Origin of the sequence: Natrinema ejinorense (genome assembly GCF_002494345.1) — an archaeon.
Lineage (GTDB): Archaea > Halobacteriota > Halobacteria > Halobacteriales > Natrialbaceae > Natrinema > Natrinema longum.
In genome coordinates this window covers 1,675,350-1,697,701 of sequence record NZ_NXNI01000001.1, presented here as the reverse complement: position 1 = coordinate 1,697,701, position 22,352 = coordinate 1,675,350, and the positions used below count along the sequence as shown (strand labels likewise).

At 64.5% G+C, this 22,352-nt stretch carries 23 protein-coding genes and 1 tRNA gene; 15 read left to right on the top strand and 9 right to left on the bottom strand.

Annotated elements, in window-relative coordinates:
• Positions 1–120 precede the first annotated feature (120 nt).
• Complete coding sequence (psmB, locus tag CP557_RS08395) at positions 121–852, top strand: archaeal proteasome endopeptidase complex subunit beta (RefSeq protein ID WP_097379481.1); 732 nt, start codon at positions 121–123, stop codon at positions 850–852.
• A gap of 83 nt (positions 853–935) precedes the next feature.
• Here the strand turns inward: psmB and CP557_RS08390 are convergent, their stop codons facing one another.
• Positions 936–2,060 carry a Gfo/Idh/MocA family protein gene (locus tag CP557_RS08390; RefSeq protein ID WP_097379480.1) on the bottom strand — a complete coding sequence of 375 codons (1,125 nt, stop codon included), beginning with the start codon at positions 2,058–2,060 and terminating at the stop codon, positions 936–938.
• Positions 2,061–2,422: 362 nt separating this feature from the next.
• Between CP557_RS08390 and CP557_RS08385 the strand changes: the two genes are divergently transcribed.
• Positions 2,423–3,118, top strand: a complete 696-nt coding sequence (locus CP557_RS08385) for a ThuA domain-containing protein (RefSeq protein ID WP_097379479.1) — start codon at positions 2,423–2,425, stop codon at positions 3,116–3,118.
• 55 nt (positions 3,119–3,173) lie between these two features.
• On the opposite strand, the gene CP557_RS08380 is transcribed toward CP557_RS08385, so the two are convergent.
• Positions 3,174–4,466: a TIGR00341 family protein gene (locus CP557_RS08380; protein ID WP_097379478.1), complete on the bottom strand. Its 1,293-nt coding sequence runs from the start codon at positions 4,464–4,466 to the stop codon at positions 3,174–3,176.
• 110 nt (positions 4,467–4,576) lie between these two features.
• Positions 4,577–5,428, bottom strand: coding sequence for a translation initiation factor eIF-2B (locus CP557_RS08375; RefSeq protein WP_097379477.1), 852 nt, complete (start codon positions 5,426–5,428; stop codon positions 4,577–4,579).
• A 191-nt stretch (positions 5,429–5,619) separates the two neighbouring features.
• Between CP557_RS08375 and CP557_RS08370 the strand changes: the two genes are divergently transcribed.
• The 5 genes from CP557_RS08370 (at position 5,620) to CP557_RS08350 (ending at position 9,391) form a co-directional block, all read left to right on the top strand.
• Entirely contained in the window at positions 5,620–5,943 is a 324-nt protein-coding gene (locus CP557_RS08370; RefSeq protein WP_097379476.1) for a glycosyltransferase family protein, read from the top strand.
• A gap of 106 nt (positions 5,944–6,049) precedes the next feature.
• Positions 6,050–7,258 carry a hypothetical protein gene (locus tag CP557_RS08365; RefSeq protein ID WP_097379475.1) on the top strand — a complete coding sequence of 403 codons (1,209 nt, stop codon included), beginning with the start codon at positions 6,050–6,052 and terminating at the stop codon, positions 7,256–7,258.
• Positions 7,259–7,348: 90 nt separating this feature from the next.
• Positions 7,349–8,425: an Mrp/NBP35 family ATP-binding protein gene (locus tag CP557_RS08360; protein ID WP_097379474.1), complete on the top strand. Its 1,077-nt coding sequence runs from the start codon at positions 7,349–7,351 to the stop codon at positions 8,423–8,425.
• The gene (locus CP557_RS08355; protein ID WP_097379473.1) at positions 8,422–8,676 is read left to right on the top strand and encodes a hypothetical protein; all 255 of its coding nucleotides are present in this window, start codon (positions 8,422–8,424) and stop codon (positions 8,674–8,676) included. The genes CP557_RS08360 and CP557_RS08355 overlap by 4 nt, the downstream gene beginning before the upstream one ends.
• Before the next feature lie 112 nt (positions 8,677–8,788).
• Positions 8,789–9,391 carry a uracil-DNA glycosylase gene (locus CP557_RS08350; RefSeq protein ID WP_097379472.1) on the top strand — a complete coding sequence of 201 codons (603 nt, stop codon included), beginning with the start codon at positions 8,789–8,791 and terminating at the stop codon, positions 9,389–9,391.
• Between the two features lie 19 nt (positions 9,392–9,410).
• Here the strand turns inward: CP557_RS08350 and CP557_RS08345 are convergent, their stop codons facing one another.
• Entirely contained in the window at positions 9,411–9,629 is a 219-nt protein-coding gene (locus CP557_RS08345) for a hypothetical protein (RefSeq protein ID WP_097379471.1), read from the bottom strand.
• A gap of 112 nt (positions 9,630–9,741) precedes the next feature.
• Between CP557_RS08345 and CP557_RS08340 the strand changes: the two genes are divergently transcribed.
• The 3 genes from CP557_RS08340 (at position 9,742) to CP557_RS22800 (ending at position 10,768) form a co-directional block, all read left to right on the top strand.
• Entirely contained in the window at positions 9,742–10,482 is a 741-nt protein-coding gene (locus CP557_RS08340; RefSeq protein WP_097379470.1) for a hypothetical protein, read from the top strand.
• A gap of 41 nt (positions 10,483–10,523) precedes the next feature.
• Positions 10,524–10,607 (top strand) — tRNA-Ser (locus CP557_RS08335).
• Entirely contained in the window at positions 10,583–10,768 is a 186-nt protein-coding gene (locus CP557_RS22800; RefSeq protein WP_211290190.1) for a hypothetical protein, read from the top strand. Before CP557_RS08335 ends, CP557_RS22800 begins: the two co-directional genes overlap by 25 nt.
• 57 nt (positions 10,769–10,825) lie before the next feature.
• Here CP557_RS22800 and CP557_RS08330 read toward each other — a convergent pair whose 3' ends face one another.
• From CP557_RS08330 to CP557_RS08310, 5 genes are all read right to left on the bottom strand, one after another.
• Entirely contained in the window at positions 10,826–11,992 is a 1,167-nt protein-coding gene (locus CP557_RS08330; protein ID WP_097379469.1) for an ABC transporter ATP-binding protein, read from the bottom strand.
• A 2-nt stretch (positions 11,993–11,994) separates the two neighbouring features.
• On the bottom strand, positions 11,995–12,879 hold the full coding sequence (locus CP557_RS08325; RefSeq protein ID WP_097379468.1) for a carbohydrate ABC transporter permease: 885 nt from the start codon (positions 12,877–12,879) through the stop codon (positions 11,995–11,997).
• Position 12,880: 1 nt separating this feature from the next.
• A complete protein-coding gene (locus CP557_RS08320; protein WP_097379467.1) occupies positions 12,881–13,765 on the bottom strand; it encodes a carbohydrate ABC transporter permease in 885 nt (294 codons plus the stop codon).
• 18 nt (positions 13,766–13,783) lie between these two features.
• A complete protein-coding gene (locus CP557_RS08315; protein ID WP_097381585.1) occupies positions 13,784–14,971 on the bottom strand; it encodes an ABC transporter substrate-binding protein in 1,188 nt (395 codons plus the stop codon).
• 467 nt (positions 14,972–15,438) lie between these two features.
• On the bottom strand, positions 15,439–17,412 hold the full coding sequence (locus tag CP557_RS08310) for a 3-hydroxyacyl-CoA dehydrogenase/enoyl-CoA hydratase family protein (protein WP_097379466.1): 1,974 nt from the start codon (positions 17,410–17,412) through the stop codon (positions 15,439–15,441).
• A 115-nt stretch (positions 17,413–17,527) separates the two neighbouring features.
• Between CP557_RS08310 and CP557_RS08305 the strand changes: the two genes are divergently transcribed.
• The 5 genes from CP557_RS08305 (at position 17,528) to CP557_RS08285 (ending at position 22,200) form a co-directional block, all read left to right on the top strand.
• Entirely contained in the window at positions 17,528–18,670 is a 1,143-nt protein-coding gene (locus CP557_RS08305) for an acyl-CoA dehydrogenase family protein (RefSeq protein ID WP_097379465.1), read from the top strand.
• A gap of 294 nt (positions 18,671–18,964) precedes the next feature.
• The gene (locus CP557_RS08300; protein WP_097379464.1) at positions 18,965–19,504 is read left to right on the top strand and encodes a CBS domain-containing protein; all 540 of its coding nucleotides are present in this window, start codon (positions 18,965–18,967) and stop codon (positions 19,502–19,504) included.
• Positions 19,505–19,700: 196 nt separating this feature from the next.
• Positions 19,701–19,910 carry a hypothetical protein gene (locus CP557_RS08295; RefSeq protein WP_245852956.1) on the top strand — a complete coding sequence of 70 codons (210 nt, stop codon included), beginning with the start codon at positions 19,701–19,703 and terminating at the stop codon, positions 19,908–19,910.
• Between the two features lie 77 nt (positions 19,911–19,987).
• Positions 19,988–20,890: a universal stress protein gene (locus CP557_RS08290; RefSeq protein ID WP_097379463.1), complete on the top strand. Its 903-nt coding sequence runs from the start codon at positions 19,988–19,990 to the stop codon at positions 20,888–20,890.
• 92 nt (positions 20,891–20,982) lie between these two features.
• Positions 20,983–22,200 carry an MFS transporter gene (locus CP557_RS08285; protein WP_097379462.1) on the top strand — a complete coding sequence of 406 codons (1,218 nt, stop codon included), beginning with the start codon at positions 20,983–20,985 and terminating at the stop codon, positions 22,198–22,200.
• Positions 22,201–22,352: the final 152 nt, after the last annotated feature.

Here is a 22,352-nt window from a genome sequence, read left to right as displayed (position 1 = left end):
CGTCGACCGGTGAGCTACGGAACTCCCGCGCCAGCGGCCCCGCTCTCGAGGTCGGCGAAACCGGAAACCGGAATGGTGACCGCCGGTGTTTTATACCGTCCCGGCCGTAGATGACGATCAATGCGTACGCCCACCCACGACTCCGATTTCTCTCGGACAGTCGATAAGTTGGCCGACGATCCGAACCCCTACGAGCCGGAAGTCGGATCGATGCCCCAGAACGACCTGACACAGGCCGATCTGGACAACGTCAACAAGACCGGGACCACGACGATCGGCATCTCCACCGCCGACGGCGTCGTCATCGCGACCGATATGCGTGCCAGCCTCGGCGGTCGGTTCGTCTCGAACAAGAACGTCCAGAAGGTCGAGCAGATCCACCCGACCGCCGCGCTCACCCTCGTGGGCAGCGTCGGCGGTGCGCAGTCGTTCATCTCGACGCTGCGCGCCGAGGTCAACCTCTACGAGGCCCGCCGCGGCGAGGGCATGAGCATCGACGCGCTGGCGACGCTGGCCGGTAACTTCGCTCGCGGCGGCCCGTTCTTCGCCATCCATCCCATCCTGGGCGGCGTCGACGACGAGGGCAGCCACGTCTACAGCATCGACCCCGCCGGCGGCGTCATGGAAGACGACTACACCGTCACCGGTAGCGGGATGCAACTCGCCTACGGGCACCTCGAGCAGGCTTACGAACCGGACATGTCGAACGAGGAGGCGAAGACGGTCGCCGCCCGCGGGATCAAGTCCGCCGTCGAGCGCGACACCGGTTCCGGGAACGGCGTCTTCCTCGCGGAGATCACCGACGAGGGCGTCGACATCCACGGTCACCACGACTTCGACGAAGTCCTCTAGCGCGGCCGAAACAGGCGTTTTCCAGTGTTCTCCGCTCAGTAGCCGTGTCTCTCGGGTCTCGAAGTGACGGAAAACCGGGTTCGTTACTCGAGTCGCGCCGCCTGCTCGAGTTGCGCTTCGCTGACACGGGGGTCGGCGAGCGTCGTCGCCCGCCCCGTCTCACTCGAGCGGTAGATCGCGTCGATCACGCGTTGGACCGTCAACGCTTCCTCGACCGTGTTCGTCTCGGGCGTCGTGCCGGCGGCGACGGTCTCGAGGAACTGTTCGTCCTGCTTGCCGTAGCCGGTGAGGGTGCTGTCGCCGGTCATAGTGACGTCGGCGTAGTGGTCGCAGCCGGCGGTTCCGGCCTCGAGAATCCGAAGATCGGTGTCGCCGATGTCGAACTGGGCACCGGATTGCGTGCCGCGGACTTTGAAGTCCATGCTCTCCTCGCGATTGGTCGCCCACGCAGCCTCGAGCGAGATCGTTTGGCCGTCTTCACAGCGGATGAAGGCGCTGACGGAGTCGTCGACCTCGTAGGTCTCGGCCTCGGCGTCCCAGTTGTCACCGAAGCCCTCGGGGTCGGCGTACTCCTCGCTCGTTCCGAAGGTCGTTCGCGCGACGCCGCTGACTTCGACGATCTCGGGGAAATCGAGCGCGTAGAGCGCGAGGTCGAGCGCGTGGACGCCGATATCGAGCAACGCGCCCCCGCCAGCGAGTTCGCGATCGGTAAACCACGAGCCGGGACCGGGAACGCCGCGTCGACGGACGTAGTCCGCCTCGACGTGGGTCAGATCGCCAAAGCGACCGCGGGCGTGTTGTTCCTCGAACATGGCCATCGACGCGGCGTGGCGGTTGTGAAACCCGACCATACAGATGCCCGCCGATCGAGCCGCCGCTTTGGCGATCCGCTCGGCGCTTTCCAGCGTGTGTCCGAGGGGCTTCTCGACGAGAACGTCCAACCCCGCCTCAAGGGCGGCGATGGTGATGGGTTCGTGGAACCGGTTTGGCGTCGTCACGATGACGGCGTCGACTGCGTCGTCGGCGACGAGTTCCTCGTGGGTCTCGTAGGTCCGTGCGCCGAACTCGTCGCCGAACCGGTCGCGTTGCTCCGGAACGAGGTCGACGCCGGCGACGATAGCGGCACCGAGTTCCTGCATGTTTCGCGCGTGAAGGTTACCCATGCCGCCGAGGCCGACGATCCCGATCCCGACCTCGTCCCCGATCATGTCCAAACACCCGAGTTCGTCTCAGCAACAATGGAGGTACGGTGAGAAACAAGCCATTTCGACATCATTCGTACTCGATCCCGGTCCATACAGAGTTGCGGTCAGCGATCGAAATAAGGGTTGTGACCGATTAATCTATACAACCATTGCGTAGTTCACGTATTACTATATTATTATGGCACCACATCCCAGATGTATTGACCGAAATCGTATTCTATATCGGCGATACTAATCTATTAGTTGACAGACCGATTCGGTGTCCCCGTCGGTACTCGCCACGGTGGTTCGGGGCGCGAATCGCGACGGAGTAGAACCGAGTTACTGCCACCAGTATAAGGTCCCGGAGAGCGGACCGATCCGCCATGGTCGCAGTCACGATCTGGAACGAGTTCCGACACGAACGGGCGGACGCCGACGTCGCAGCGGTCTATCCGGACGGTATCCACGAGACGCTCGCCGACGCGCTCGAGGACGACCACGCCGTCCGGACCGCGACGCTCGACGACCCCGAGCACGGCCTCACCGAGGACGTCCTCGCGTCGACGGACGTGTTGCTGTGGTGGGGCCACGAGGCCCACGACGAGGTCGCCGACGAGGTCGTCGACAGGGTTCAGGAACGCGTCCTCGAGGGAATGGGCCTGATCCCCCTTCACTCGGCTCACTACTCCAAACCGTTCAAGCGACTCATGGGAACGTCCTGTAGCCTGCAGTACCGGGAGGACGGCGAGACCGAACGCCTCTGGGTCGTCGATCCCGGCCATCCGATCGCCGACGGACTCGGGGAGTCGATCGAACTCCCGGAAACGGAGATGTACGGCGAGCCGTTCGACGTCCCCGAACCCGACCGACAGGTGTTCGTCAGCTGGTTCGAGGGCGGCGAGGTGTTCCGCAGCGGCTGCTGTTACCGGCGCGGAAACGGCCGGATCTTCTACTTCCGACCGGGCCACGAGACGTATCCGATCTACGAGGACGACGACGTTCAGCGAGTGCTCCACAACGCAGTCGAGTGGGCCGCGCCGACCGAGGGTGCGCCACGGACGTTCGGAAAACGGGACTGATGGCGGTCCACGCCTGCACTGGGGGGTCGAATCCGGCGGTGTGATTCGAGTCGACTCATCCGCTGCGTTGTGTCTCGACCAGTTCGACGACCACCTCGAGGTCGACGCCGGTCGCCACCTCCAGGCGCTCGCGAACGTCGTCGGCGAAGTCGTCGGGGAGTTGCTCGCCCGGCGGTCGTTCGACGAGGACGGTAACCACCGGGTCAGCGCCGGTGTAGACGTCGACGAGTTCGTAGTCGACGCCGAGTTCCTGGAACTGGAGGTCAGCGCCGTCGGCCAGTCGTTCCTCGCTCATCGTCTCGAGTTCGGTCCGAACGTCGTGTTCGACTGCCGCGGTTCGGTACGTCCCGTAGGTGACGCCGCCGAGAACGGCAGTGAGGATGACGATCGCGACGAAGAGGACGGCGACTCGCGAACGTAGTCGCCCATAGGCGCGCTCGACGTCCGCGGACCGGTGGGGTCGGTAGCCTGAGAGCCACAACAAGAGCAACGCCGCGAGATTGATCGAGAGCATGTTGACGAGCACGAGCGTGCCGGCGGTGAGCACGACCTCCGGACGCCCCCAGGCGATGCCCAGTCCCGCGGTGGCAGCCGGCGGAACGAGCGCGACGGCGATCGCGACCCCAACGAGGACCGACCCGACGTTGCGAGTGAGGCTGACGACCGCGGCCACGCCGGAGCCAAGAGCGAGAAACAACGCGAGGAGGTCGGGGGTGATCCGCTCGCTGATCTGGGGAACCGTCGTGATGTCGAATCCCGGCGGAAGCAATACCGTTCCCCTGAGTACCCAACCGATCGTCGCCGCCGTCGCGATCGAGACCACGAGTCCCGCTCCCTGGAGCACGACGCCCCGCGTCGCGAGCGATTCGTCGTCGACGACGACGCCGACGCTCGCCGACAGCGCCGGCCCCATCAGCGGTGCGACGACCATCGCACCGATGATCGTCGCCGCGGAATCGAGCAACAGTCCCGCCGTCGCGATCGCCGTACTCACGACGAGCAGGCTGAAGTAGGTCGACGCGGCCGGTGCGAGATCGACCGCCCGCGATCGGAGTTCCTCCCGAGAGATCCTCGTTCCCGAAATTCGACTGGACAGATCGTCGGTCCGATCCGAGACGATCGTCTCCGCGGCCGTGACGACCGTGTACGAGCGTTCGTCGAGCCCGGCGGCCCGAAAGTCGGCCACCAGCCCCTCCACAGCCGGCGGCGGGACGAGAATCGAAACGAGGGCCTCGAACTCGCCACGGTCCGTATCCCGTGACACGGTGTAGTCGACGCCGGCCTCCTCGGCCGCCTCGAGGACGAGGTCCAACTCGCCTCGCGGCACGAATACCTGGACGAGACGCATAGGGCCAGTACACTCGAGACTGGCATAGGCTGTTGCCACACGACGGTGACTGTCAGACCAACCGACCGATCGAGCCGACCGACGCCGGTCGAGAACCCCCGGTGCCCGGTTCAGAATTCCGTTCGACCCTCGTCCGTAATCACGCTCTCGAGCAACTCGACCGGCGTTGCGTCGTAGGCCGGGTTGACAACGTCGAAGCCGTCGGCGGGTTCGGCCATCACCTCGCTGCCCGACCGGAACTCGTTTTCGAAGACGAACCCCTCGCTGACGAGCTTCGCGGCCGAGCCGAGCACGGTGACCGGGACGTCCAGTCGGGCAGCCGTCGACGCGATCGGGAACGTTCCGACGCGATTGTACAGCGTCTCGTCGACGATGCAGTCCATGCCGACGACGACCCGGTCGCACTCCTCGAGGTAGGTCCCGTGTGCGCTGTCGGTGATCAGCGTGGCGTCGACGCGATCGAACTCGGCGAGCGTCCGGGCGGTCTTTCGCCCGAGGTACCGGGGACGGGCCTCGGTGACGTACACGTCGAAGCGCTTGCCGGCACCCGTTGCCTGCTCGAGGGCCTCGAGAACCGTCGAGGAGTAGTCGTGTGTCAGGATGGTCGCCCCATCTGCGAGGGTATCGACGGCGTTTTCGGCCGCGAGTCGCTTGGCGGATTCGATCCGCGAGACGACCTCGTCGATGGTTTCGCTCGTGAGCCGGCGGGCTTCCTCGACGGTGTCGGGGTCGGCGTCGGTCACGCCGCCGACGACCTCCCGGACGGCGTTTTGCAGCGAGGCGTGTGATGGATTCGCCCGCCGCAACACGGACCCGTTCCGCTCGAGGGCGCGGGTGTACTCCTCGACGGTGGCGAACTCCCGTTCGATGAGCTCCTCGAGGGCCTGCGCGGCGCGAACTGCAACCACCGAGGAACTGTGCGTCTGCATCTCTCGGATTTCCTCGGCCGTCTCGTCGATCATACTCTGATGGTTTCCCGTCAGCGCAAAAGGTGTTCCGGGTGCTCTCATCGCGTCGCCGTCCCGTGGCTTTCGTCGGTCGTCGGACGGCAGTCGGATCGGGTAGCCGGTTCGGAAGACCGACACTGGAGTGGCCGCCCCTCAGTCTCACCGGTGCCCGCAGGCTTACGTTCTCGAGTCCGCTAGAACCGCTGATGACTGTCACCGTCCGGTACACCTGTCCCCACTGCGGAGCCGTCGTGAGCGTCGAGCGCCCGCCGGATCTGGCGGATCGGTCAGTCACGAAGGTCCGCCAGCCGGGCTGGGACTACGCCGACCCGACCGACCCCGATCGCGAGTCGGCCGACGGAATCGAGTTCCTCTGTGGCGAGGACGGCACCGTCACCGACCTCGAGGGCGAGTCCGTCGAGGGCTGTGGTCGCCCCTTCTATCTGAATTTCGTGCGCTACGAACAGGGCGTCGAACTCGATCCCGATCCGCCGACGTACGGTGGGCCACGGTTCGATTTCAACGCATAGGTTCCGGGTCGCCGATTCGCCGTCGGCGGGCGTCGAGGCTCGAGCAACGCGCGATGGAACCCCGGTCTCGGGAAAGAACGATTACGCTGCCACATCAGGACGACCTATGGGAGAGACCTACTCGCTGATGGGCCTGTTCTTCGTCGACGACGTGGGGGACGGCGCAGCGTTCGTCCGTCGGACGGTCGAACGGCTCCGTGACAACGGCTTCGAGACGACGTCTGGAGGCGGTGAGATGATCGACCGGTACGCGGTCGACGGAGACCGCAGAGTCGACACTGACACCACGCTCACCGACGCCGCCGGTGAAATCGCCGACAGCGGTAGCGGGAAGATCGAGACCCGACTCGAGAGCTACCCCGTTGAGGCTCGGTTCGATCTCGACGGGGTCGGCGACAGCGAGCTGCCGATCCCGGTGACGCTCCGCGGACCCGAAACGTCCGCGTTCGAGGAGTACGACGTTCCTCGAGAGCTGGCCCGTGACCGTTCGGACCGTCTCGCTGACGGAATCGCTGGTCTCGCCGTCGAGGTCGACCCATGGCTCGCCGTCGCGTGGATCCCCTACCCACACAAGGATGCGCATCCGTATCCGGAGGGGAAACCGCCGGAGACCGCCCTCGAGACGCTGGGGTGGGTGACGGTGTTCGGCGAGACGTTCTACGATCGGTTCGGCGGTCGCGAGCGACTGCTCGAGGCACCGGCGTGGAACGTCCGCGGTCTCGAGAGCGGGGCCGTCCTCGTCCGCGAGCAAGAGACGCCGGGAAGTGGCCGTAGCGACGCCGATCCGGCCCCCGATCCGTCGACGTACGCCTACCTCTTCGAGGGTGAATCCCTCGCGGAGCTGCGGGTCGAGATCGAACGCCAACGGAGTACGTACGTCGATCCGTTTCGCGACCTCGAGGATGGCGAGCTGGCGAGTGACGTGGTGATCTGCGAGTCACACGCCCCCTTCGAGTTCGAGGGAATGAACTACGCGGCGTTCCCCGACCATCTCGACAGGAGCGACCGGTGTCACGTGTTATGTGTCCGCCGTGACGGGGACAAACTCTGGGTGGCGAATACCGACGAATTCGTCCGACGGCTCGTCGACGCGGACGGTCGTCCCATCGGCGACCGTCCCGACGGCGTACCGCCGGATCAGGAGATGATCTCGCTCGTGATCTCGACCGAGTACGAGGACGCGACATCGTTCGATCTATACCGCATGGAGAGCCCTGACGATCCAAGCGTCGTCGGCGGTCTCCTCGGCCTTCAACGGGCTCCCGACGGCGAGAGTATCTGGCAGGACAGGGACGATCCCGTCACGCGAGACTGATCGTGGGTTCGCCACTCGAACCACGACCGTCCGCGTCCCCCGAACGGGTTCGAACACAACCCTTTTCGACGCTGGCAAGTACCTAGCGACATGGACGAAGCCGCCGTTCGCGACCGCCTTCGGACGGTCGAGGACCCCGAACTCGGCGACGATATCGTTTCGCTCGGACTCGTCAACGACATCTCCGTCGACGGCGACGAGGTCGATATCGACCTCGCACTCGGCGCTCCGTACTCCCCGAGCGAGAGCGACATCGCTGCCGAGGTCCGCGAGGTCCTCACTGCAGAGGGCCTCGAGCCGGATCTGACCGCGAGCGTTCCCGATCGCGACGATCTCACCAGCGAGGAACAGGTACTGCCGAACGTCAAGAACGTCATCGCCGTCGCCTCCGGGAAGGGCGGCGTCGGCAAGTCGACCGTCGCGGTCAACCTCGCCGCCGGGCTCTCGCAACTCGGGGCTCGCGTCGGCCTCTTCGACGCCGACGTCTACGGGCCGAACGTCCCGCGGATGGTCGACGCCGACGAGCCGCCGATGGCAACCGAGGACGAGACGCTGGTCCCCCCCGAAAAGTACGGCGTCAAGCTCATGAGCATGGCCTTCCTCACCGGCGAGGACGACCCCGTCATCTGGCGCGGTCCGATGGTCCACAAGGTCATCACCCAACTCACTGAGGACGTCGAGTGGGGCCACCTCGACTACCTCGTCGTCGACCTCCCGCCGGGGACCGGCGACACGCAGCTGACGATGCTCCAGACCATGCCCGTCACCGGCGCGGTCATCGTCACGACCCCACAGGACGTCGCCCTAGACGACGCTCGCAAGGGCCTCGAGATGTTCGCCAAACACGACACCGTCGTCCTGGGGATCGCCGAGAACATGTCGACCTTCGCCTGTCCGGACTGTGGCGGCGAACACGACATCTTCGGCTCCGGGGGCGGCGAGGACTTCGCCGAGGAGCACGAACTCCCCTTCCTCGGCTCGATCCCGCTCGACCCGGCCGTCCGCGAGGGCGGCGACGGCGGGAAGCCGACGGTTCTGAAAGATGGAGACGGCACGAGCGACGCCCTGCGGACGATCACTGAGAACGTCGCCAACAACACCGGGATCGTCCACCGGCAGGCGATCTCCCAGAGCCGACGCAACGAGGCCGCCTCCCCGGACCGATGAGCGACGGTGGCCGAGACGCGAACGATACCGCGGCGGCCGACGGGTTCGAGCCCGATCCCGAACGCGTCGAATTCCTTCGCGCGATCGCCGACGACGTCCGCGGTGACACCAGCGAGAGCAAACAGCTCGCGAACGTTCTCTACCGGACCAGCGACCTCTACGACGAGCGCGAGGACACCTCGCCCGAGGAGATCGTTCGCAACGTGAAGTTCATTCTCGAGGTCACCGAGCGCGGCGGCCTCGATCGCTGAGTCGGCCGTCCCGTGACCGGTTCCCCGACGCCTCGGGCGCGTCGCTTTTGCGCCTGCCCCTCGAGATGCGAGTGTGGACGCGAACCAACAGTCTCGGGCGAACCCCTTTGGCATGGACGAGGAGTGTCGGAACTGTCCGGCCCTCTGTGAGACGCGCAGCCAAGTGGTCCACGGCTACGGCGACGTCGGCGCGGACTTCCTGTTCGTCGGCGAACGCCCGTCGGCGCGAGCGGACGAGGCGGGGGTCCCCTTCGCCGGCGAGGGCGGCAGCGACGGCGACGGCGGGGTGCGACGGCTCCTCGAGCGGCTTGGGCTGTGTGACGTGACGTCTCCTGCCGCAACGCCCACGCTCGAGAACGTCTACCTGACGAACCTCACCCGCTGTCGCGACCCCGACAGGGAGCCGACCGACGAGGAGATCGGCAACTGCGAGCCCTATCTGAACGCCGAGATTCGGATGATCAATCCGGAAATCCTCGTCCCCGTCGGCGAGCGCGCGTTGCGGGAACTCGGGACGGAGTACACGACGACCCCGGTCGAGGAGCTCGTGCTTCCCGACGACCACGCGGCGCGGATTCGCGGTCGCGGGTTCGAACTCGTTCCCATGATTCATCCCCGCGAGCAGACCGACGACCAGACGCAGGCGTGGCTCGAAACCTTCGTCGAACTAATGGCATCGGACTATCGGCAGACGAAGGGACGGCAGGAACGGTGAGACCCAGCGGCGAGAGCGATTACCAGTAGGGGTTCGCGCGCCAGCGCTTCGAGCCGATGCCCGACGCGATCAACGCCCCCACGGCGAGGACTGCAACGACGAGCACGCCGATCGTCGGGACCAAGAACTCGCCCGGTGAGTTGAGCAGGTAGCCGGTTCCGAATCCGTACACGCCGAGGACTGCCAACGTGGCGATGACGACCATCGCGAGCAGCCCGGCGATCGTTCGTTCGTCCATACCGGAGCCCTGGCGCTACACCATTATAATTCATCATCATTTCGGCTCCGCTGGCGGGCGGTCGACCCCCGGAAGCGCCGCGTTCAAGGACCGCGCGCTCGGAGTACGTCTCATGATCGTCGTCGTTCCGGTCGATCCGCCACGGGAAGGACTCGTCCTGTCGTCGCTCGTCGACGGCTCGCCGGTGACCGAAACCGAGGCAGTGTCGCTCTACGAGGCCGCCGTCGCCGACGTCCTGTGGGCCGTCGCTCAGAGCGGCGGCGACCTCCTGATCAACTACCGCGACGAGGAGACCCTGCCCGAGGATCGCGCGGCGGGCGATCCCGAGGCCGAGGTCCGGGCGCTGGCTCTCGACGCGCTCGGCGAGGACGCTGACGTGCGGTTCGAACGCCAGGTCGGCTCGAGCCGCTCGGCACGGGTCGGCAACACCGTCACGCATCTGCTCGAGCAGGAGGGGGCCCAGAGCGTGGGGGTCCTCGAGCCGACGGCACCGCTGGCGGCCCGAACGGAGATCGACGGGGCGGCGATGTCGCTGCGCCGCTACGACGTCGTTCTGGGGCCGTCTACCGGGGGCGCGACCTACTTCGCCGGCTTTTCCGAGCCGATCGATTTCACGGACGCGTACGCGACGCCCGAGCTGTCGTCGCTGGCCCGGCGGGCAGCCGACGACGGCCTCGGCGTCGGCTTCGCACCGATGCTCCCGACCGTCTCGACTCCGGCCGGATTGGTAGCAACTGTCGCCGGACTCGAGGCCCGACGGGCCACAGAGCGGCCGGGTGGCGAGGCGACGGCGGCGCTGATCGAGGAGCGAGGGATTACCGTGGGTGCAGACGGCGAACTCGAGCGCGAATAGACCGACAACCATTTTTGAGCGTGCGGAGAACGTGCAGGTGAGGTGGGGTGGCAGAGCGGCCCAACGCGCCTGCCTTGAGAGCAGGTGGCTGTCAAGCCTCATGGGTTCAAATCCCATCCCCACCGCTTTTGCGACGAACGGACGTGAGGAGTCAAGCGTCGAGATGGATTTGAACGATACCGAGGTTCTGCGCGAAGCGCAGGTTCTCGGAGGGGGTTCAAATCCCATCCCCACCGCGTTCAAGGTGGTGCTCGAGCAGAACACGACCTACGTTATCCCACTCTGATATGTCGAAGGCCCCGCAAACGGGCCGTCCGTTGTCGAGATCGACACCGGAGAGCGGCTACTCTCGAGGGGCTCGTTCGATCCGCTCGGGGGACCTGCGATCGTTCGCCGAGTGATAGCGGGCCTCGCCGGTTTCCGGATCGAAGAGGTGGAGTCGCTCCGGATCGTACGCCACCGCGATCTCGTCGCCCGACTGCAGTGCGGTTCGCGGTTCGGCCTGGATTTTGAAGACGGCGTCGCCGACCGAACAGTGTATGAGGAGGCTGTCCCCGAGCGGCTCCGTGACGTCGACCGTCGCGGTGAAGGTCGCGTTCCCGAGGTCAGGAGACTCCTGTGCCAGGTAGAAGTCCTCGGGGCGAACACCGAGAACCGCGTCGTGACGATCCCCTGATCGTCCAGCGACCGCCGTTTCGGGAGTCCCGTCTTCGGTGCCGGCATCCGGGAGCGGTATCTCGAAGCCGTCGTGGACCGCGGTCCCGTCTTCGACCGTGACGTCGATCATGTTCATCGCCGGATCGCCGATGAACTCCGCGACGAACCGATTCTCCGGGAAGTCGTACAGCGCCTGCGGGGAATCGACCTGCATGATCTGCCCGTCGTTCATGACGACGACCCGTTCGCCGAGGGTCATCGCCTCCGTCTGATCGTGCGTGACGTAGACGGTCGTCGTCTGGAGCTCCGCGTGGAGTCTCGTGAGTTCGGCGCGCATCTGGATCCGTAGTTTCGCGTCCAGATTCGAGAGCGGCTCGTCCATCAGAAACGCGTCCGGATCGCGGACGATCGCTCGCCCGAGCGCGATCCGCTGGCGTTCTCCGCCTGACATGGCCTCGGGTTTCCGCTCGAGGAGTTCCGTGATGTCGAGGGTCTCCGCCGCGTCCTCGACCCGCTGGTCGATCTCGTCGTCGGTGAACGCCCCGGCCGACTTCATCCCGAAGGTGATGTTCCGTCGCCCCGTCATGTGGGGGTAGAGCGCGTAGTTCTGGAACACCATCGCCACGTTCCTGTTTTTCGGTTCGGTACTGGTGACGTCTCTGTCGTCCATCCCGATCCGTCCGGCCGTCGCCTGCTCGAGTCCGGCGAGGAGTCGGAGCGTCGTACTCTTGCCACAGCCACTCGGGCCGACGATCACGAGGAACTCCCCGTCCTCGATAGTGAGGTCGATTCCGTCGACGGCGACGACGTCGTCGAATTCCTTTCGGAGGTTCTGTAGTTGGATAGTTGTCATCGTTATTTCTGTTGAATGGTGAACGTTTCCAGGAGCGGTTTCCGGAAGACGATCATCAGGACCAGCGGGGGAATCAAGGTCAGCATCGATCCGGCCATCACCAGCGACCAGGAGAGCTGTCCGCCCTGCACGTCGCCCTGAAGCAGTTGCAAGCCGACCTGTGCGACCTGATTGGTCTCCGAGTCGATGATCACCAGCGGCCAGAGGTACTGATTCCACGCGTAGACGAACATGATGATCGAGACGCCGACGAGGACGCCTTTCGACATCGGAACCAGCACGTAGAGCATGAATTTTATTGGGCCGACGCCGTCCAGCTTGGCAGTTTCGACGATCGACGTCGGAATCGAGAGGAAGTGCTGTCGAAGGATGAACACCGTCGTCGCGCTGGCGAGGTAGGGAACGGTGATCGCGAGTAGACTGTTGCCCCATCCGAAGTCGTTGATCAACTGAAACAGCGGGATGAACCGAACCGGGACGGGCAACAGGAGCGTAAACAGGATGAACAGGAACACGAGGTCCTTGTAGGGAACCCGATAGTAGACGATCGCCATCGCCGCACAGACCGAGATGACGAGCTTCCCGGCGACGACGATGACCGACATCAGCAACGAGTTCCACATGAATCGGCCGAAGTTGTAGTCGACGATCGCCTCCCGATAGTTCTCGACGGCGTACGCGCCGGGAACGAGGTCGCCGAGACTCGTGACGATCCCCTGTTGTTTCGTACTCACGACGAGGGCGACGACGATGGGAAACACTACCAGCGACACCAGCACCCAGAGTTGCAGATGGACTCCGGCAGTGCTCCCCTGTGCCGTCCGCTCGGGGGTCCGTCGTTTCATCGCATCGATTCGGCGCTTCGTGTATTGGATGACTCCGTCCATTCTACCCACCGTAATACGAATACTCGTCAGTCACACGAAATTGGACGTACATGAGGACCCCGACGACGAGGAACAGAACGACCGACTTCGTGGATGCGATGCCGAAGTTGAAAAAGGAGAACCCCTCCTGATACAGATCGAAGATCAGGATGTTCGTCGCGCCCGAGGGGCCACCGCTGGTCAGCAGATCGACGAACGCGAACGTACTGAAGAACGCGTAAATCGTGTTGATAATGACGAGGAAGAACAGCGTGGGCGTCATTATCGGCACGTAGACGGAGACGAGGCGACGAAACCGACTCACCCCGTCGAGTCGAGCGGTCTCGGTGAGCGCATCGGGAATCGTGTTCATCGAGGCGATCATGAAGATCACGTTGTAGCCGATCTGCTTCCAGATCGCTGCGAGGACCACGACGGCGAACGCTTGTCGGCCGTTGTTGAACCAGTCGAGGTCGATCCCGAGCGCCTCGATCGGCCCGGTCAGAACGCCCAGCGTCGGATGTAGCATGAACAGGAACACGAGCGCACCGACCGCCGGCGGGAGCGCGTACGGCCAGATCACGGAGAGCAGATACGCAGTCTGGCCGGACTCCACCTCGTGGATGAGGAAGGTCACGTACAGCGAAAACGAGATCACGCCGATCACCACGAGCGCGGCAAAGAGAACCGAGAGGAGGACGCTCGAGCGATAGTCCGAACTGGTCAGTATCGTCACGTAGTTTTCGAGTCCGACGAACTCGTCTTGCCGACCGAAGCCCGAGTCGAAGAAACTGGTCCGAACCGCCAGTGCCGTCGGGTAGTACAGGAAAACGATCGACACGACGATCGTCGGCAAGAGCAACAGCGCTGCCTCGAGCCGTCCGTCGAAGATTTCGCGCGTGGACATGATAACGGGACTCGCTGATCAGTTGTAGTAGTCGTCGAGAATCGTTTCGACCTCGTCTTTCATCGCGTCGACCTCGGAGCCGATGTCGTCGGCGTTGATGATGTCGACCGATTTGTCCTGCACGGTCGTCTGGACGTTCCGTGCCGGCCCGAGCAGGGCCCGTTTCGTCGCCGGATCGTCGGCATCACCGTTCTGGAGTTGCTCGAGTGCGACGTTGTACATCGGGTTTTCCTCGAACCAGCCCTCTTCCCTGAGCGAGTCGACCGAGGGCTGTGTGATCGGATAATAGCCCGATCCCTTGTGCCACTCCGTCTGGACCTCGGGGGTAGCCATGTACTCGAGCAGTTGCCCGATCTCCTCGTAGCGTTCCTCGGGGAGTCCATCGGGCACGTAAAACGACGCACCGCCGATGACCGGCCCGACGCGGGTGTCGCTGATAGTCGGGTAGGGAGCCGCGTCGACGTCGAAGTCCTCGGAGTCGGCGATCAGTCCCGCGACCGACGCGGTGCTCGTCAGGACCATCGCGGCCTCCTGTTCGATGAACAGCGACGTCGCCTCGCCCCACGCCTCGATGCCCGGATTCGTGTAGAGACCGTCGTCGGCCATTCCCTTCCACCACTCGAAGAGGTCGTAGATCGCGTCGGGCGTTCGGAACGTCGAGGGGTCGCCCGCGTGGCCGTTCTCGGCATCGGTCATGAGTTGGCCTTCGAAGCCGTACCACGTTTCGACGAACCAGACGTGATTCGGCCAGGTGATACCATACTGGGTGACACCCTGATCGACGAGTTGCTCGGCGGCGGACCGGACCTCCGCGAGCGTGCGCGGCGGGTCGTCCGGGTCGAGTCCGGCCTCCTCGAACGCGTCGCGGTTGATGTACATGATCGCGTTCGAGTTGTTGAACGGCAGCGACGCGAGTTCGCCGTCCACGGTGAAGAACTCCGCGACGTTATCGAGGAAATCGTCCGTCTCGAAATCGTCGGGGAGGATTTGCTCTACCGGGCGCACCTGGCCGGTATCGAGCACTTGCTGTGCGAACAGGCTGTCGACCTGTAGCATATCCGAGACGGACCCGGAATCGAACGCCGCGAGCGTGTTCGTGAGCACGTCCTCGTAGGAGTCCTGGAACTCCATGTTCACCGACGTCCCGTGTTCGCTCTCGAAATCGGCGGCGATCGTATCGAGCGTCTCTCCGTTCGTCCCGCCCATCGCGTGCCACACGGTCAGTTCGTCGGCGATCGGTGAGAACTGTTGTGTCCCCCCGCCACTCCCCATACAGCCCGCCAGACCGGAGAGGGCACCCAGCGTCAGTCCGGTCCTCGTGAGTACGCCTCGCCGTGAAATGCCACCCATCGCTTCCTCAGTAGACTTCATGCAAGAGAACGTACGAAAAAGCCGGATAATAGGCCCTGCTAAGAGTACTATATCCGGTTACGACGCGCTGAGGCAGCTATATATGTCTATTGTCACTAGTGATCAACTGGACGTATAGTCGTTCCGTCAGTCTCCCGTCGTCCCGTCAGTCGTGACTGCCCGATCGTCGTTGCGTCCCGGCCCCGTCCGTATTGGCACTACACGTACCGATCAGATCTGCGCCGGCAGTGCTAGAATAGTTGGCCCGGTTCGCGAGCGGATTCGCCGAGGTTCGACGACGATCGCGGATCGGCCGAACCGGCTTACTTTCCTTCGAACTCGGGTTCCTCGTCGCCCATGAACGCGGTGATTCCTTCCATCAGGTCGTCGGTCGCCATCAGATGTCCGAACGCCGAGGCCTCGTACTCGAGGCCGGCGTCCGTGTCGTCGCGGCCGGCCAGCATCGCACGTTTGGTGAACTTCTGGGCGATCGGTGGCCCGCCGGCGAGGTCCGTCGCCAGCTCGAGTGCACGATCCTCGAGCTCGTCGTTGTCGACGAGTTCGTTGACGAAGCCGTACGATTCCATCGTCTCGGCGTCGTAGCGCTCGGCGGTGAGAATGATCTCCTTCGCGCGACCTTCGCCGACGATGTGTTTGAGCCGCTGCGTCCCGCCCCAGCCGGGAATGAGTCCGAGGTCGAGTTCGGGCTGGCCGAACTCGGAGCGCTCGCTCGCGACGCGCAGGTCTGCACAGGTCGCCAGTTCCATCCCGCCGCCGAGACAGAAGCCGTCGATCCCGGCGACGACGGGCATGTCACAGGCCTCGAGGCGTCCGAACGTGGACTGTCCCAGCCGCGAGAGCTCCTGGCCCTCGATCGGGTCGGCACCGTCGCCGGCCATGCTCTGGACGTCGGCACCGGCGGAGAAGGCCTTCTCGCCCTCCCCAGTAACGAGGAGCGCACGAACCTCCTCGTCGTCTTCCAGGTGTTCGACCGCCGTCGAGAGCTCTTCGAGCAGTTCGTCGCTGATCGTGTTCATCCGGTGTGGCCGGTCGATGACGACGTGACCGACCATATCGCCGGGGTACTCGATCCGGACGGTCTCGAAGTCGAGCTCGTCGGCGTCGTCGTCATCGTCGTAGAAGCCGCCTTCGGCGGCGCGTTCCGCGAGGTACTCCGCGGGCGCGTAGCGCTCGTGGCCGGTCTCCTCGTAGGCCTCCTCGAGCACCTCGTGGAGGGTCTCGAGGCCGTACTCGTCGACGAGCTTGACCGGGCCGTCGGGGAAACCAGCGCCGAGTTGGACGGCCTCGTCGATCGATTCGGGCGGCGCGACGTCGCCGCCGATCAGCTTGGCGGCCTCGTTGGCGATCGTCGCGAGGAGTCGTTCCTCGACGAACTCGGACTGCTGATCGGACGGGATCTGGACGCCATCACCGTCCTCGTAGTCGTAAAATCCCTTGCCGGTCTTCTTGCCCAGTTCCTCGTTCTCGACTTTCTCTTCGAGTAGCGGGGCCGGCTCGTAGGCCGCACCCAGCACGTCGTGCATGTACTCGAGAACGTGGTAGCTGACGTCGTTGCCGACCTGGTCGCCGAGTTCGAAGCTCCCCATGGGCAGCCCCATGCCGTACTTGGTCGTGGAGTCGACCTCGGCGATGGTCGACTCGTCGTTGCTGACGAGCCAGGATGCCTCGTTCATCAGGGGGACGAGGATCCGGTTCACGATGAAGCCGGGCGAATCCTTGTGGACTCTGACCGGTGCCTTCTCGAGGTCCTCGGCGAGTTCCTCCGTCACTTCGAGGGTCTCGTCGGCGCTTTCGGCACCCGAAATCACTTCGACGAGGGGCATCCGAACCGGCGGGTTGAAGAAGTGCATCCCACAGAACTGGTCGGGACGGTCCGTAAACTCCGCGAGATCGGTAATCGAGAGGCTCGAGGTGTTCGTCGCGAAGATGGCGTGATCCGGCGCGGCGTCCTCGAGTTCGGTGTAGACGTCCTCTTTGATCTCCATCTGTTCGGGGACCGCTTCGATGACGAAGTCGGCGTCACCGACCGCTTCCGACATGTCGACCAGCGGCGTCACCCGCTCGAGGGCGGCGTCGGCTTCCTCCTGGGTAAGCTGGTCGTTTTCGGCGAGCTTGTTCAGCGACCACTCGATCTGTTCGTAGCCGTTCTGAACGAACTCGTCTTTGATGTCGCGCATGTTCACGTCGTAGCCCGCCATTGCGGCGACTTCCGCGATACCGTGGCCCATGTTTCCCGCACCCAGAACTGCGATGGTGTTGATATTGTCCAAATCCATGCTTGAGAATCCAATGTGGACGGGTTTCAACGTTTCCCTCTTCCGATCTATAAACAGCACTTCTGTTTACTATCGGTTACAAACTTCTTTATCGCTTGGATAGTAACGAACGACTATGGAATTCGGACTCAGTGAAGAACAAGAGCAAATCCGCGAAGAGGTCCGCCGGTTCGCAGAAAACGAGATCGTTCCCAACGCAGAAGAGTACGACACCGAGGAGAAGTTCCCCCACGAAGTCGTCGACAAGGCAGCCGAAATGGGCCTCGTCGGCTCGACGATCCCCATCGAGTACGGTGGGGCCGGCTACTCGACGCTCGAGTCGGTGATCATCGCCGAGGAACTGTTCTCCCACGACCCAGGGATCGCACTCTCGATTATGGCCTGCTCGTTCGGAACCGAAGCCATCCGCGAATTCGGGACCGAAGACCAGAAGGAACGCTTCCTCGAACCCGTCGCAACCGGCGAGAAGATCTCCGGGGCGGCGATCTCCGAACCCGACACCGGCTCGGACGTTTCCTCGGTCTCGACGCGCGCCGAGAAGGACGGCGACGAGTGGGTGATCAACGGCAACAAGATGTGGATCACCAACGGCAGCGTCGGCGACTTCTTCGTCGCGCTCTGTAAGACCGATCCCGACGCCGAGAGCCGCTACGACGGCTTCAGTCAGATCGTCATCGAATCCGACCGCGACGGCTTCAGCGCGGACAAGATCACCGGCAAGCTCGGCATTCGCGCCTCCGACACGGCCGAACTCATCTTCGACGACGTTCGCGTTCCCGAAGAGAACCTCATCGGCGACCGGGACGCCGCGTTCCTCCAGCAGATGCAGTTCTTCGACGCGACCCGTACCGGCGTCGCCGCACAGGGACTGGGTATCGCGAAAGGCGCACTCGAGGCCTCCCTCGAGTACGCCGAGGACCGCGAGCAGTTCGGCCAGTCGATCTCGGAGTTCCAGGCCATCCAGCACAAACTCGCCGACATGGCGACGAAGACCGAAGCAGCACGCAACCTGACCTACAAGGCCGCCTGGAACGTCGACCAGGGCAACGACATCACCAAACTCGCCTCGATGGCCAAGGAGTACGCCTCCCGCGTCGCCGTCGACGTCTCCAACGAAGCCGTCCAGATCCACGGCGGTTCCGGCTACGTCAACGACTTCCCCGTCGAGCGGTTCTACCGTGACTCGAAGATCACCCAGATCTACGAGGGCACCACCGAGATCCAGAAAAACGTTATCGCCCGCGAACTGCTGGACTAACGGCCGAAACGTCGATCGAAGCCGCCGAAAGACACACCGCGTCTTTTGCGAGACCGAGTACACCGCTCCCCACCTCGCAGTGCGTGGGACCGCGTTGTCGCTTGTCACCACGAGACGGCGGGCGGATTGGCCCCGCGTCGCATTCGATCCGCGCGCTGTCGCTCGGGGCGGTTGTTCCGGCCCGACCAGGCCGTTCCCGCTACAGTGACGAGACGGACCGGTTTCTGCACCGATCTGTCTGCGAAACTGGACCCAACCCAAAATACTTTCTATAACCCGTAGTAATCCACTCGTATGGAACTCCCGACGCCCGCGGACCTCCGACAACGTCGTACCGAACTCGGACTTACCCAGAGCGAGCTGGCGGACACGGCCGACGTCTCCCAGCCGCTGATCGCCCGCATCGAGGGCGGGGACGTCGATCCGCGTCTCTCGACGCTCCGACGGATCGTCAACGCCCTGGAAACGGCCGAAAGCGACGTCATCCGCGCCGATGATCTCATGAACGAGGCCGTCGTCAGCGTCGCGCCGGCGGACCCCGTCAGCGATGCCGCCCAGAAGATGGAGGACGAAGCCTACTCCCAGCTGGCAGTGATTCAGGACGGGATCCCGGTGGGATCGATCAGCCAGAGCGACCTCGTTCACCTCGACTCCGACGACCGCGACGAACCCATCGAGGACCACATGAGCGAAAGCTTTCCGACCGTCTCGAAAGACGCCACCCTCGACGAGATCAGCAACCTCCTCGAGCACTACAAGGCCGTGATGATCACCGAGGCCGGCGAAACCGTCGGTATCATCACCGAGGCCGACATCGCCGCGCGGCTCTCTTGACGGGCTTTAGCGGCACCGTTCGATCCACTCGGCAGCCGGGCGATCGGCGGAGGGGTGACTGTGGGGAACCTACACCGCATCCACCGTAGAACCGACCTCCGACTCCAAGCGGGCTGGAATCGGTCGACCACGCTTTTGGAGAAACGGCCTACATCCTGCTCGGAAGATGGACTACTACGATTGACTGCTGGCCGGAATGCTCACGTCCCTGCTCGTCGGGGTTGCCGTTGGATTCCATCCCGTCGTCGATTTCCGGCTCGAGCTCTTGGGTGGCGCGTTGCTGGCGACCGCCTTCCTGTGGGAGGCGATCGTCCGCCGTCCGCCGGTACCGACGGCAGAGTCGGGGTACGCGGTTGCAGTCATCGTTTGGCATGGACTGGTACTCGGCCTCCTCCTCGTGGCGTGAGACAATAATCACCGTCGCCCAGGAACGGTGAGAGCGTTTTAAGCGAACCGCGAGTGAATCACGAGCCAGAATACGCTATGTACGACTCCATTCTCGTCCCGATCGACGGAAGCGACCACGCAGTCCGGGCCGCCGAACACGGCCTGGCGCTCGCACGCTGGTTCGACGCGACGGTCCACGTCCTCACCGTCGTCGACGTCGCCGCCGCCGGTGGCGTGTTCAATGCCGGCGGTGTCGACGCGGAGTTCGTCCAGCGACTCGAGGCCGAGGCCGAGACCGCGACCGAACGAATCGAAGCGATCGCCGACGGGAGCGAGACGGTCCGGACGGCGCTGCAGAGAGGGAGCCCCGCCGACGTGATCCTCGAGTACGCCGCCGAAAACGGGATCGATCTGATCGCGATGGGGACCCACGGCCGAACCGGCGTGAACCGCTACGTCGCAGGCAGCGTCACCGAACACGTCGTTCGACGGTCGGACGTTCCGGTACTGACCGCCCGAGTGGCCGACCGAAGCGAATGGACCGGCGGGTACGACGAGGTCCTCCTCCCGACGGACGGCAGCGAGGAGGCGTCCGCCGCGGTCGACCACGGACTCGGGATCGCCACGAAAGCGGACGCACGCGTCCACGCCGTCAATATCGTCGACGTCAGCAACGTTGCAGGCACTCCTAACGTCGCGGCGTCCCGCAAGCTGCTTTCCCAGTTCGAATCCCAGGGGGAACGGGCAACCGAAGCGATCGCAACGCGGGCCCGAGATGCCGGTCTCGAGGCAGTGACTGCCGTTCAGGAGGGGTTCCCCGCCAGTGGTCTCCTCGAGTACGCCGCGGAAAACGAGATCGACCTGATCGCGATGGGAACGCACGGCCGAACCGGGCTCGGTCGCGTTCTCCTGGGCAGTACGACGGAACGGCTGATCAGGCGCGCGGGGATGCCGGTCCTCGCCGTCAAATCGAGTTCCGGCGACTCGAACTCGGAGTGAGACCCCTCGGCTGGACGGCTACCCGCGGCCGTGTCGGGATCGTGACCGATCGGCCGCCTCACTTTTTCAGGTGTCCGCCGTATAGTCGGGCGATGACAGCCGTTGCCGGCACCAAGTGGCGTGCGCTCGTCCTCGTCGGGGTCGCCGAACTGTTCGCGATGACGCTGTGGTTCAGCGGGACGGCCGTCGGTCCGGAGCTGGCCGAGAGCTGGAATCTCACGCCCGCCGAGACGGCGTGGCTGACCAACGCCGTCCAGCTCGGGTTCGTCGTCGGCGCGCTTGGGTCGGCCTCGCTAACCATCGCCGACGTCGTTCGGCCGCGATACCTCTTCGCCGGGGCCGCCTTCGTCGGAGCGGCGTCGACGGCCCTCATTGCCGGGGCCGTACACAGCGGGCCGCCGGCTATCGTCCTTCGATTCCTCACCGGTGTCGCGCTCGCTGGTGTTTATCCGACGGGAATGAAGATGATGGCCTCGTGGTTCGTTCAGGGCCGCGGCCTCGCCATCGGCGTCCTCGTCGGTGCACTCACCGTCGGTTCCGCATCGCCACACCTGCTCCGGGCAGTCGGCGGCATCGGACAGCCGCGTCTCGTCCTGTACGGAACGGCCGGTATCGCATCGATCGGGGGACTCCTCGCGCTCGCATACGAGGACGGCCCACACCAGCCCGAAACGGCCCCGTTCGATCCGAGCGCGGTCCGTCGGATCGTCACGGACCGGGCCGTCGTTCTCGCGAACACCGGCTACTTCGGCCACATGTGGGAACTCTACGCGGTCTGGACGTGGATTCCGGTCTACCTCCTCGCCAGTCTCGAGGCAAGCGGGACGCCGGACCCGGCGCGGCGAGCGGCACTGCTGGCGTTCGGGACGATCGCGATCGGCGGCGTCGGAGCGTGGCTCGCCGGCTCGGTCGCGGATCGGGTGGGCCGATCGCTCGTTACCAGCGCGTCGATGATCCTCTCGGGCACCGCGTGCCTGCTCGCGGGCGTCGTCTACGGCTCGTCGCTGGCCGTGATCACGCCCTTCGTGCTCGTCTGGGGGTTTTTCATCGTCGCGGATTCCGCGCAGTTCTCCGCGGCGGTCTCCGAACTCGCGGACGACAGCTACGTCGGCTCCGCGCTCACGCTCCAGACCGCAGTCGGCTTCTGCATCACCATCGGATCGATCCAGTTGCTCCCCGTCGTCCAGCGCGCCGTCGGCTGGCAGTGGGCGTTCGTCCCGCTGGCGATCGGCCCGTTGATCGGGACGGTCGCGATGCTCAGATTGCGAACGCGACCGGAAGCAAAGCAGTTGGCCGGCGGCCGAGGCTAACTCGTCGTTCACCCGCCGGTCACACGATACCGGCGGACTCGTGTCAGGCAGCCGCCAGCCCGTTCGATAGCGGCCCCTCGAGCGACATTGGGACGTCTGCCGGTGTTATAAAGCGATCCCCTCGCTGCCCCATCGCAGCCGGGCGACGACTA

What these genes read in the sequence shown, in the direction of transcription:
- psmB (WP_097379481.1), top strand. Translation starts at nt 121, where the DNA reads ATGCGTACGCCCACCCACGACTCCGATTTCTCTCGGACAGTCGATAAG.
- CP557_RS08390 (WP_097379480.1), bottom strand. Translation starts at nt 2,060, where the DNA reads ATGATCGGGGACGAGGTCGGGATCGGGATCGTCGGCCTCGGCGGCATG.
- CP557_RS08385 (WP_097379479.1), top strand. Translation starts at nt 2,423, where the DNA reads ATGGTCGCAGTCACGATCTGGAACGAGTTCCGACACGAACGGGCGGAC.
- CP557_RS08380 (WP_097379478.1), bottom strand. Translation starts at nt 4,466, where the DNA reads ATGCGTCTCGTCCAGGTATTCGTGCCGCGAGGCGAGTTGGACCTCGTC.
- CP557_RS08375 (WP_097379477.1), bottom strand. Translation starts at nt 5,428, where the DNA reads ATGATCGACGAGACGGCCGAGGAAATCCGAGAGATGCAGACGCACAGT.
- CP557_RS08370 (WP_097379476.1), top strand. Translation starts at nt 5,620, where the DNA reads ATGACTGTCACCGTCCGGTACACCTGTCCCCACTGCGGAGCCGTCGTG.
- CP557_RS08365 (WP_097379475.1), top strand. Translation starts at nt 6,050, where the DNA reads ATGGGAGAGACCTACTCGCTGATGGGCCTGTTCTTCGTCGACGACGTG.
- CP557_RS08360 (WP_097379474.1), top strand. Translation starts at nt 7,349, where the DNA reads ATGGACGAAGCCGCCGTTCGCGACCGCCTTCGGACGGTCGAGGACCCC.
- CP557_RS08355 (WP_097379473.1), top strand. Translation starts at nt 8,422, where the DNA reads ATGAGCGACGGTGGCCGAGACGCGAACGATACCGCGGCGGCCGACGGG.
- CP557_RS08350 (WP_097379472.1), top strand. Translation starts at nt 8,789, where the DNA reads ATGGACGAGGAGTGTCGGAACTGTCCGGCCCTCTGTGAGACGCGCAGC.
- CP557_RS08345 (WP_097379471.1), bottom strand. Translation starts at nt 9,629, where the DNA reads ATGGACGAACGAACGATCGCCGGGCTGCTCGCGATGGTCGTCATCGCC.
- CP557_RS08340 (WP_097379470.1), top strand. Translation starts at nt 9,742, where the DNA reads ATGATCGTCGTCGTTCCGGTCGATCCGCCACGGGAAGGACTCGTCCTG.
- CP557_RS22800 (WP_211290190.1), top strand. Translation starts at nt 10,583, where the DNA reads ATGGGTTCAAATCCCATCCCCACCGCTTTTGCGACGAACGGACGTGAG.
- CP557_RS08330 (WP_097379469.1), bottom strand. Translation starts at nt 11,992, where the DNA reads ATGACAACTATCCAACTACAGAACCTCCGAAAGGAATTCGACGACGTC.
- CP557_RS08325 (WP_097379468.1), bottom strand. Translation starts at nt 12,879, where the DNA reads ATGGACGGAGTCATCCAATACACGAAGCGCCGAATCGATGCGATGAAA.
- CP557_RS08320 (WP_097379467.1), bottom strand. Translation starts at nt 13,765, where the DNA reads ATGTCCACGCGCGAAATCTTCGACGGACGGCTCGAGGCAGCGCTGTTG.
- CP557_RS08315 (WP_097381585.1), bottom strand. Translation starts at nt 14,971, where the DNA reads ATGGGCGGGACGAACGGAGAGACGCTCGATACGATCGCCGCCGATTTC.
- CP557_RS08310 (WP_097379466.1), bottom strand. Translation starts at nt 17,412, where the DNA reads ATGGATTTGGACAATATCAACACCATCGCAGTTCTGGGTGCGGGAAAC.
- CP557_RS08305 (WP_097379465.1), top strand. Translation starts at nt 17,528, where the DNA reads ATGGAATTCGGACTCAGTGAAGAACAAGAGCAAATCCGCGAAGAGGTC.
- CP557_RS08300 (WP_097379464.1), top strand. Translation starts at nt 18,965, where the DNA reads ATGGAACTCCCGACGCCCGCGGACCTCCGACAACGTCGTACCGAACTC.
- CP557_RS08295 (WP_245852956.1), top strand. Translation starts at nt 19,701, where the DNA reads ATGCTCACGTCCCTGCTCGTCGGGGTTGCCGTTGGATTCCATCCCGTC.
- CP557_RS08290 (WP_097379463.1), top strand. Translation starts at nt 19,988, where the DNA reads ATGTACGACTCCATTCTCGTCCCGATCGACGGAAGCGACCACGCAGTC.
- CP557_RS08285 (WP_097379462.1), top strand. Translation starts at nt 20,983, where the DNA reads ATGACAGCCGTTGCCGGCACCAAGTGGCGTGCGCTCGTCCTCGTCGGG.